The organism is Bacteroides xylanisolvens XB1A, assembly GCF_000210075.1.
GTDB classification, from domain to species: domain Bacteria; phylum Bacteroidota; class Bacteroidia; order Bacteroidales; family Bacteroidaceae; genus Bacteroides; species Bacteroides xylanisolvens.
The window spans coordinates 616,677-626,262 of sequence record NC_021017.1 but is presented as its reverse complement, the minus strand read 5'-3'; the positions used below and the strand labels follow the sequence as shown (position 1 = coordinate 626,262).

Annotated in this window: 9 protein-coding genes and 1 pseudogene; 9 read left to right on the top strand and 1 reads right to left on the bottom strand. The window is 38.6% G+C overall.

Going from position 1 to position 9,586, the window contains the following annotated elements:
- The 9 genes and pseudogenes from BXY_RS02510 to BXY_RS02470 all read left to right on the top strand — a co-directional run.
- Nucleotides 1-724, top strand: a pseudogene (locus BXY_RS02510) (hypothetical protein); the annotation flags it as partial.
- A 218-nt stretch (nucleotides 725-942) separates the two neighbouring features.
- On the top strand, nucleotides 943-1,188 hold the full coding sequence (locus tag BXY_RS02505) for a hypothetical protein (RefSeq protein WP_229097059.1): 246 nt from the start codon (nucleotides 943-945) through the stop codon (nucleotides 1,186-1,188).
- A gap of 6 nt (nucleotides 1,189-1,194) precedes the next feature.
- Nucleotides 1,195-3,441 (top strand): hypothetical protein, encoded by a 2,247-nt coding sequence (locus BXY_RS02500; protein WP_015531136.1) that lies wholly within the window; start codon nucleotides 1,195-1,197, stop codon nucleotides 3,439-3,441.
- Between the two features lie 13 nt (nucleotides 3,442-3,454).
- Nucleotides 3,455-4,543: a hypothetical protein gene (locus tag BXY_RS02495; RefSeq protein WP_015531135.1), complete on the top strand. Its 1,089-nt coding sequence runs from the start codon at nucleotides 3,455-3,457 to the stop codon at nucleotides 4,541-4,543.
- Between the two features lie 10 nt (nucleotides 4,544-4,553).
- Nucleotides 4,554-5,606, top strand: coding sequence for a hypothetical protein (locus BXY_RS02490; RefSeq protein WP_195436680.1), 1,053 nt, complete (start codon nucleotides 4,554-4,556; stop codon nucleotides 5,604-5,606).
- 1 nt (nucleotide 5,607) lies between these two features.
- A complete protein-coding gene (locus BXY_RS02485; RefSeq protein ID WP_015531133.1) occupies nucleotides 5,608-6,804 on the top strand; it encodes a metallophosphoesterase family protein in 1,197 nt (398 codons plus the stop codon).
- Between the two features lie 8 nt (nucleotides 6,805-6,812).
- Nucleotides 6,813-7,163, top strand: a complete 351-nt coding sequence (locus BXY_RS02480) for a hypothetical protein (protein WP_015531132.1) — start codon at nucleotides 6,813-6,815, stop codon at nucleotides 7,161-7,163.
- Between the two features lie 20 nt (nucleotides 7,164-7,183).
- Nucleotides 7,184-7,678, top strand: a complete 495-nt coding sequence (locus BXY_RS02475) for an N-acetylmuramoyl-L-alanine amidase (protein WP_149944834.1) — start codon at nucleotides 7,184-7,186, stop codon at nucleotides 7,676-7,678.
- A complete protein-coding gene (locus tag BXY_RS02470) occupies nucleotides 7,675-8,178 on the top strand; it encodes a hypothetical protein (RefSeq protein WP_015531130.1) in 504 nt (167 codons plus the stop codon). The genes BXY_RS02475 and BXY_RS02470 overlap by 4 nt, the downstream gene beginning before the upstream one ends.
- A 48-nt stretch (nucleotides 8,179-8,226) precedes the next feature.
- Here BXY_RS02470 and BXY_RS02465 read toward each other — a convergent pair whose 3' ends face one another.
- Nucleotides 8,227-9,438: a tyrosine-type recombinase/integrase gene (locus BXY_RS02465; protein ID WP_015531129.1), complete on the bottom strand. Its 1,212-nt coding sequence runs from the start codon at nucleotides 9,436-9,438 to the stop codon at nucleotides 8,227-8,229.
- Nucleotides 9,439-9,586: the final 148 nt, after the last annotated feature.

The following is a 9,586-nucleotide window of genomic DNA, read 5'->3' as shown; positions in this document are numbered from 1 at the left end:
GAAGGATACAACTAAGTTAGAAGAAGAGAAAGAAGAGGCCCTAAATCAGGTAAAGAGGAAATATGCAGACAAACAATTTGCCGTATCGGTTTTACAAATTACTGCAAGTACTGCTGTTGCTGCAATGGAAGCATATAAGGCAATGGCCGGTATTCCTATTGTTGGTCCGGCTCTTGGTGCCATTGCAGCTGCGGCAGCTGTAGCTAGTGGTGCGGCACAGATAGCTGTAGCCAAACAGCAACGGGATGAAGCGAAGGGCTTGAAGTCCGGTGGTTATTCTGATGAATATGTTGAAGGATATACTAAAACAGGAAATCCGGATGATGTTTCTGGAGTTATTCCCGTTCATAAAAATGAATTCGTGACCAATCATGAGGGAGTAGAGAATCCTCATGTGCGCCAATTTCTTGATGTTTTCAATGTTGCGCAAAAGAATGGAACAATCCGAATGTTGAACACTACACAAATTTTAGAGCAGGTACGTACTAAAAGTGGTAAATATAGTGGTGGTTATTCTGATGATTCAGTATCTTCTTCCTCCCGATATACTGTTAGCGGTCATATCATGGACGAAGAGACATTGCGTAAACTATTCGTTCTTTTGAATACGAATAATGATTTGCTTCAATCTATTCTTGAGAAAGATTTAATTGTTGATTCGCGAGCTGTTCGTGATGGGATTAAAAAATTAGAGAGAATGGAAAGGAATGTGAGTCGTGGTTAGTGTCCTTTTTTAAGGCAAGAAAGGAGAGTATATTTGCAATGTGTTTGTTATAGAGGAGTATTTGCGTCGGGAGACGCTTTCCTGTCACAAGTTTAAAGTTAAAACTAAATGAAACTAGCCCCAAAATCCGTGAGGACTTGGGGTTTTTTATTGTCCTTTTTTAAGGCTTATCTGGAAGGTACTTTTGTAGTATGGAAATATATGAAGCAATTCGTCGAATGAAAGAGAAAAGCGAACGGGGAGAAGTCTTCTCATTTGCTTTTATGAGTTATAGTTATGAACGTAATAAAAGTCAGGGCATAGTCAAGGTTGAGCATGCCCGACTTCGTAAGCAAAGCACTTTAGAAACAAATCGCTTTGCTGACTATATGCTGAATTTTATAGATACAGATACTCTTGAATATGGAATGTGCTGGCAAATTCTATTGTTAGAATTTGATGGAAATGAATTAGAACTTACATAGTGCGTGATGGATAATAATTATGAAAATATAGTCCCGTGGAACGGAGCGAATGATACCGGACGTGACGTACGGCTCAAGCTGCAGAGAAACTTTGCCAAAATTGTAGTAAACTTCCAGGAATTAGATGGGAAGTTTACTACTGTTGATGATTTATTTGATTTGATAGCACAGGAACTGGATAAAAAACTTTCTAAGGTAGATAGTGACACAGCCGCCGGATTAATTACTTTTTTGAAAGGTCTTGTTTCTGAAGGACTTATAAAAGCCCAAGAAGGCATTGAATTAGGCGACTTTCTTTCTGGTATTTTAGGCAGTGGCGGATGCTTCAAGGTAAATCCTCAAAACGGCAAAACATATATTGAGGCGGATGAAATTTATATCCGCTTAAAAGCTGTTTTTGATACTCTCGAAATTCGTCATTCCACTCATGTTGGCGGGCAACAGATATTGTCTCCTGCCGGAATGACGTGTATTCGTGTCGAAGAGTACGATACTTATTACCGTTGCTTTATGAAAGCTGATGACGGAAGTAAAGCTGTACAAAATCTTTTTGCAGAAAATGATCAGGCCCAATGCCGTGATATAAATGTTAAGGAAGGCATCTATGATAATGTCAGTAATCAATATTATTGGCGTTTAGTCGTTGGCGTTGGAGATGATTATATAGACTTGAGTAAGGATGATTGCGATACAGGGAGTACTGTTCCGGCTGCTGGTGACAATATCTGCCAACTTGGGAACCGTCTATATAAAGAGAGGCAAAATGCTATTGTTATCTCTTCCTATGGTTCTGATTCTCCCTCATTTAAACAATATGCCGGAATCGATTCCTATTCTCTTGAAGGTAGGGAAGTAACAGTGTTGTCCCCATCCGGAAATGAGCTTTCCGGTAAATTACATATTCAGCCCGGTTCTACCGGTTGGCAGAGTCTTGACGGGTTACCGGAAGGAATTAAAGAGGCGGCAGATAGTGCGATTGGCGGCATTGAATTTGGAAAGAATAATCTGTTACGTAATTCCGGTTTTACAGGTGACTACCAAACGGCTAACTTGAATTCGGACACTTCTCTTGACGTAACATCGGAGTTGTATTCTCCATCTCTGAAATATTGGGATGTTGTTAATGCTGTTGCGCAGGAATCCGAAATCTCCATGTCGGGGAAAGAGGTTGTCATAAAGTCCGGCAGTATGACGCAAGCCTTATTCTATAGAATTATTCCAGGGGAATCATATATCTTTTCTTTTTATGGTAAAGGAACAAGTGTAACATTTTCGTGTGGCGGTTATGCGGAAACAATCCCTCTGACAGATGAGTACAAACGTTATATCTGCCGTTTTAAGACACTTTCTGCGGGAAGTATTCTATCTATCCACTCTGTAACAGGTAGTTTCTGCGAGCTACAGCTGGAAAGGGGGACTGTTCCATCATCATGGGGGGCATCCATGATGGATAACACTTCTGAACTGGCCCATTATCAAGAATTGGAATATCTTACGTCAGCAATAAAAGACGGTTCAGTAGATATTCTTGGCGGTCTGGTACTTGCTAATATACTGCAGTTGGGTAATTATAAGGATGGCCGGATGCAAAGAGTGACGGCAGGTATCAGTGGTATATATAATAATGACGATGACGTGTTTGCGTTTGGGGGTGGTACGCTTGAACAAGCGATTTCAACAGTTGCAAAGTATAAAGACAATCCATCTTATCAACCTACCGATGAGGAGCTGAACAGTATTGCAAAGATTGTTTTTACCCATGGTGGGCGCACAATTCTGAACGATGTTGTTTTACGCGGATACATTTATGCTTTGGGTGGTGTCTTTTCTGGAAAGGTCTCTATTGCAAATGAGAAGATTCTTTTGAATGAGGACGGTAGTGGTTGGCTGGCGAACAAGGCCATTATGTGGGATAAAGATGGTAAAGCATATGGAGATTTGTTTGATAAACAATATGCAATGAATACCAATTATGTAGAGTTGCCTACTGTACCTAAAGGTTCTATTAAGCAAATTATATTACCTTATTATGTTCTTAGGGCAATATTAACATACGAAATTAAGTTTGCAAATCAAAGTGATTTTATTGTTTATAAAGAAGGTACAAACACGAGAGTTGTAACGGGGGATACACAAATTAGCTTTGGTAAATTAGGACATGGCATTATTAGACTTACAGGTATTTGCTTTGATGCAGATTCTTCCAATACAAGATGGGTGGCAGAAGATATAAATTTTGGTTTAAATGGATAAGTGAAATTGTCGTATGGAACTAAACGAAATAAAAAAAACGGCTAGTTGGGGAGATGTTGCTACCTCGATTAATGAAAATTTTCAGAAGACTTCAATGGAAATTGAATCCTTAAAATCTTCTTTGAAGTATTTCAAAGGATATTTCACTTCTGAAAGTAGCCTGAAAGCAAAAATTCCCCTTCCACGTGTCGGGGATTATGCCTATGTTGGCAATTCCTATCCGGGAATAGTGTATGCTTGTGATGTATCCGGAATATGGTACAGTACAGGGAAATCCCCGGCTGATACCCCCGGTGTCGACTTGAATGATTATGCGAAAAAGGAAGAAACGGATACTATTAAGGCTCAAACCCTGAATAACGCTTCTGATATAGGGCGCTTGACTAACAGTGTCAACACGGTGCAGGAATCCGGTTTCCACTTTCCTGATTCATCGGGTAAAGATGTAATGAACTATACCGATAAAGGTTTTGATGTTGCTAAGGTTTCAGCACACCTTTTGTCACTCATTCTTTCAACGGGAGTAATATCGGAAGAGATGCTGTCTGACGAAGTAAAAGAGTTAATAAATACACTGAATCTGGGCGAAGCGCCCGGTACAGCCTATGAGGGTGACAAAGGAAAGGCTAACGCTGATGCGATAAAAATACTTGATGCTTCGATAAAGGCTATGAATAATTCTCTTGAATCAGTTTCGTTTATCATGAAAGTCAATGAACCCGGCTTTCATTTTCCTGACTCTACGGGGAAAGATGTGATGAATTACACAGAGAAAGGTTTTGATGTTGCAAAAATATCAGCTCATTTCCTTTCTCTGATTCTTGCAACTGGCGTGGTAACATCAGATATGCTTTCAGATGAGGTGAAAAAATTAATAGCATCGTCTTCGGGAAGTGCCGATTATCTGTCCTCTATAATCCTGAAAGTGTTGGAATCCGGTTATCACTTCCCTGACTCTACCGGAAAGGATGTGATGAATTATACAGAGAATGGATTTGATGTTGCAAAGGTATCTTCGCATTTCATCGAAGTTCTTAATAGTTCGGGAATTTCAGGAAGTCTAACCTACGAAATAATAAATGATAAAATATATAACTTTTAAAAATACTATTATGGCAGGACTTGCATTTTTTATAGATAGTACTTTCGATACACACTTGGATGTGTCTCCCACACCTTCGGGTGATATTAAAGTAACAGGTATAAGCATAATTGGTGAGGCTTCCATTGATGGTGTCTCCGGCACATATTCGGTATCATATTCCCCCGCGTCTACAACACAGAAAGGCGTTAACTGGTCTATCGTTTCAGGAGCCAATTATGCTTCAATCAATTCTTCCGGTGTCTTGACAGTGAAAGAGGGTGCCTCCGGTAGCTTAGTGAAGATAAAAGCGGCATCATCTTACAACCCACTTATTTATGCTGAAAAAGATGTAACAGTAACTTATAACGATTCCGGTGCAAGCACGGTTATTTCAGAATTCTGTAGACGTGTACTTGCTGATGGTGGAATATTACTGAAAGGTTCTGCTGGAGCTACACAAGAAGAGTACGATCGTCATACTGCACTTTTGGGTATAGAGCCTAAGCTTGATTTTCTTGGGTATAAAGAAACGGGAGGTGTTATTTCTAAACTTTATTCAATTGATTCAAAATATGATTGTGATAGTCTGACTGGAATCGTGCTAAATGATGGTATTATAACTACTACGGAAGCGGCAGGTAAGATTCTTTATAATAAGAATTTCAACAATGGTGATATTAGGACAGAGATGACGCATTTGTATTATGAAGGTCCGTTGGATACATATTCGACAACCGAATCTGTATTTGTTGCAAACATATTAAAGAGCTCATATTCCGGACGTTATGATGTACAAAGCGCTAATATATTCTACATGGGCGGTCTTATCAATGTACAGTATGCAGGTAGCATTAAGGCAGGGGACGGTTTTCCTGCAACTTCTCCAACGAAGATAAAAGTGGAAGTTGATGGTAATGCATCCGGTGAGGAATATGCGCCTGGTTATGTCAAGTCGATCTCTATCAATGATGTAGATAAACTTTCCACGCGTGTACAAATGGCGGATTTCTGGTCAAATGATACAAAAGACGTTTCTTATATCAAGACATATCAGGGTTTTCAACTATGTATAGCAGGGTGATATGGAAAAGAAGATAGTACAATTATCCGATAAATCTAACAATCTGCAACCTTTGCCTGTAACGGTATCTGATGCAGTTTATTTAACAGGAATCAATCCAATCCGGGGAACAGTAGGACGCTTTTCGGACGGAGAGGATGTAAATGGCCTCACTTTAACGGAGTTTATAAATAAAGCGTTCTGCTTTCAGGAATCATTCTCTTTCTTTCATATATCAGACACTCATAAATCAATCTACGGCTTAAATAAGTGTAAGGAATTGATGGACACAGACGAGAGTATATATACGCTTGTTACAGGTGATTTGCAGCTTACTTCCGAAATGAAACAAGTTGTTGCATCAAGTGACAGGTTTCTTGTGATGTTAGGGAATCATGATGTAGCGGATGATTTCGCTCATAATCAAGCGGATGCGAAGGCTAATTATATCACTCCGTATATGACAACCAGAGCCGTAATGGGTGATCCTGAAGGCGCAGGGAGTTACTGGCATAAAGACTTTGTTGTAGACAAGAATACTATCCGTATAATTTCCTTTGATGAATATGAATACACAGAGGTTGGAACTCCATCAGGTTCACAGCATGGTGTTGTATATTCACAGAAGCAAATGAACTGGTTTATTAACTTGCTGAAGAATACTCCTTCTAGTTATTATCTGATTCTTGCGCATCACCAACCTGTATCAGCATATCGAAATGAGAATATGGGCGAGTTTATTTCAGAAAAAGCACCGGATAACTATGAATATGAATCAATTAATAACGCTTCGGACAAGAGCAAGTCCTGCGACCCTTTGATCCTTCCTAAAATCATGGATGCTTACTTGAAGAAAACGGTGATAGAAGGCACTTTCTTCTGTGGTGATGTAAATGGTACTCAATTAACTATAAATGAAGATTTTTCCGCAAGTACTCCTTGTAAATTCTTATTTCATATTGGTGGTCATACGCATTGGGATGTATGCGAATATCTTCCACTTTTTCCAGAACAATTGCAATTAGTGATAGATCAGGATAGGCCACAGCAATATAAATATTCAGATTTGAAAAGAAGTACAGGTGATGAATCTGCATATTGCATAAATCGTGTAACAATCGATTTTGATGAAAAGAAAGTGAAGTTACAACGCATTGGTGCCCATATAACGGATTCTAATAAGAATAGACAGAATCTAGAGTCTAAACTGAAAATATAAAGGTATAAATGGAACTAAACGATTGGCTAACAATACTCGGAGCTTTAGGAGGCTTGGAGGCAATTAAATGGATTGTAAATTTCTACGTCAATCGGAAGACTGATGCAAGGAAAGAGGATGCAGCAGCAGATGCAGCAGAGAATGAAAACGAGCGGAAACAAGTTGCCTGGCTTGAAGAGCGTATTGCTCAACGTGATACGAAAATTGATGCTATCTATGTAGAGCTTCGTCAGGAACAGGCGGAGAAGTTACAGCTTATTCATGATAAACATGAATTGGAATTACGGCTGAAAGAATCAGAGATAAAAAAATGTGATGTTCGCGGATGCTCTAACCGGCAGCCGCCAAGTGATTATTAATTAAAATGGGAGGAAAAGAAATGAAAACTATTGATTCGATTATTATCCACTGCTCGGCCACACGTGCCGGGCAGGATTTACGTGCAAAAGACATTGACCGGATACACAAACAAAGAGGCTTTAGTCAGATCGGTTATAATTATGTGATCGACCTTGACGGAATGGTTGAGAATGGGCGACCGTTAAGCATTGATGGAGCGCATTGTAATACCAAAGGATTTTCAGAGTCTTCGTATAATAAGCATAGTGTTGGCATCTGTTATATCGGAGGACTGGACGCCTCTGGAAAGCCTGCTGATACACGAACGATTGCTCAAAAAACTAGTTTACGTGAGCTGGTAGCAAAGTTATGTAAGGAGTATGATATTGTCGAGGTTCTCGGACATCGTGATACTTCATCCGATTTGGACGGGTCCGGTGAAGTTGAACCGGCAGAATACATCAAGGCTTGTCCCTGCTTTGACGTTCGTTCCGAGTTTTCTAATTTTCTTCGTAATACAGTGATCTTGCCATGAAAGCGCTAATTTATATAACCATATTCCTGATGTCAGGAATATGGTTGTCATCTTGCAAAACTTCTCGTAACATCGATACACAAAAGCAGATTGACTATTCAGGGGACTTTTTGTATCTGCGAAACTTAATAGAATCCCTACGGCTGGATGTGAATAAGCAAACGAAAATTACTACTGACAAACTTCGTGATCTGAAGATTGAAAATACAACTGTTTACTTATCTGCTCCGGATTCAACAGGGAAACAATATCCGGTGAAAGAAAGTATCACTACTGCAACTAAGCAGGATCAGGAACGAACAGAAGTTGATGAAACATTATCTCTTACCTTACAACAGTTTTCTAACCGATTAGATACTATTAGTAGTAAGGTGAATGCTATATTGAGCCAAAAAGAAAAGGTCGTAGAGTTATCATGGTGGGATTTACATAAAAATAAAGCATATATCATTATAGCTCTGATAATTGCAGTGGGGGGAGTGTATAGCCGAAATAAATAATCTAAAAGAGGCAGCGTTCGTTGCCTCTTTTAGGTTGTAGGTTGTACGTTAGATATCGGGAAAATCATTTCTTATTTTATCGCTTTTTACAGCGAAGTTTCTTCTAATGTATCGTTCTGTAGTATCAATAGATTTATGACGAAAGTGACGTTGTAGTTCCCAAGTATCAATACCTTCATTTACAAGTTTTACCCCTCCTGTATGTTTGAAACTGTATAATTTGTATTGATTTGAAACATTGAGTCGATCACGTATTTTATCAAACCTAAATCTAAAATTATTCTTTCCCAACATTGTTTTGCCAGGGACACCATTATGAGAGAATATATAAAAATCTTTGGGATGTGTATCGAGGTTCAAGATATTATATATATAGTCATATAATTGGCGTGGAATGTTTACCGATTCGGTCTGTCGATTCTTACTGATATCTTTGGGGACTGTTATTATGTGATTGTCAAAGTCTATGTCTCCAATTTGTAGTTGTCTGCACTCATTTGGACGGATGGCACAATAATATTCCATTTGACACACTAACCATAATTGAGGATCATGTTCCTTTATGTGCTTTGATAGTAACTGACGCTCCCGGTCAGGAATTGGTTTGGCTGCTTCATCTTTAATGCTACCCATATTAGGTATATCATGTACCGGATTAGTATCTATAATCCTTTTTACCTTTAGTAAATAATCAAAGAAACCATGTAATATTTGAGTGTACTTTTTCACTGTTCGCTGGCTTACATCATGCTTTTCTACAATATAGCATAGAAATTCGCATATTGAATTCTGTTCGAAAAAACAAATGTTTTTTTTGTCCAAACCAGTTTGCTCCACCCATTCACAAAATATGCGGAGTTTGGATTTATAAGTCTGAAAAGAGTGAGGAATTACTTCTACTTTTTTAATTGCTAAGAAATCAGAGAGATATGTACGTATTCCGATAGAACCTTTTCTTTCATTACCCCATCGTTTCGCAATGTTATGATATAGCAACTCATCATTGTAGCTAACTTTTGTGTCTAAGAATGGAATTTCCCCCTTAGCAAATTTCTCCTTAATGTCATTTATGATTTTTTCTGCGAAAGCGTAACGTTCTTCTTTGGTCTTTAATTTTGCAAAACCGTTATAGACCCGGAATCGTTTCATTTCATCTGTTTGAGGATTGCGACATGAATACTCTACGAACCATGTTTTACTCAAATCACCACCACAATCTTTTAGGTGTGGTAAGATAACAATAGACTTTTGTTTTGCCATAATAATCACTTTTAATTGTATATTGACGATTTACCAACTAAAAGACAATTATAGACACTTTGAAGATCGAGTTAAAAAGAATACATTTATGTATGTAACTAATTGATATTCTTTTAATTTTGTCGGGATACCAGGATTCGAACCTGGG

Bases quoted from the DNA above. Each gene is read 5' to 3' on its own strand.
- BXY_RS02505 (WP_229097059.1), top strand. From the start codon at position 943: ATGAAAGAGAAAAGCGAACGGGGAGAAGTCTTCTCATTTGCTTTTATG.
- BXY_RS02500 (WP_015531136.1), top strand. From the start codon at position 1,195: ATGGATAATAATTATGAAAATATAGTCCCGTGGAACGGAGCGAATGAT.
- BXY_RS02495 (WP_015531135.1), top strand. From the start codon at position 3,455: ATGGAACTAAACGAAATAAAAAAAACGGCTAGTTGGGGAGATGTTGCT.
- BXY_RS02490 (WP_195436680.1), top strand. From the start codon at position 4,554: ATGGCAGGACTTGCATTTTTTATAGATAGTACTTTCGATACACACTTG.
- BXY_RS02485 (WP_015531133.1), top strand. From the start codon at position 5,608: ATGGAAAAGAAGATAGTACAATTATCCGATAAATCTAACAATCTGCAA.
- BXY_RS02480 (WP_015531132.1), top strand. From the start codon at position 6,813: ATGGAACTAAACGATTGGCTAACAATACTCGGAGCTTTAGGAGGCTTG.
- BXY_RS02475 (WP_149944834.1), top strand. From the start codon at position 7,184: ATGAAAACTATTGATTCGATTATTATCCACTGCTCGGCCACACGTGCC.
- BXY_RS02470 (WP_015531130.1), top strand. From the start codon at position 7,675: ATGAAAGCGCTAATTTATATAACCATATTCCTGATGTCAGGAATATGG.
- BXY_RS02465 (WP_015531129.1), bottom strand. From the start codon at position 9,438: ATGGCAAAACAAAAGTCTATTGTTATCTTACCACACCTAAAAGATTGT.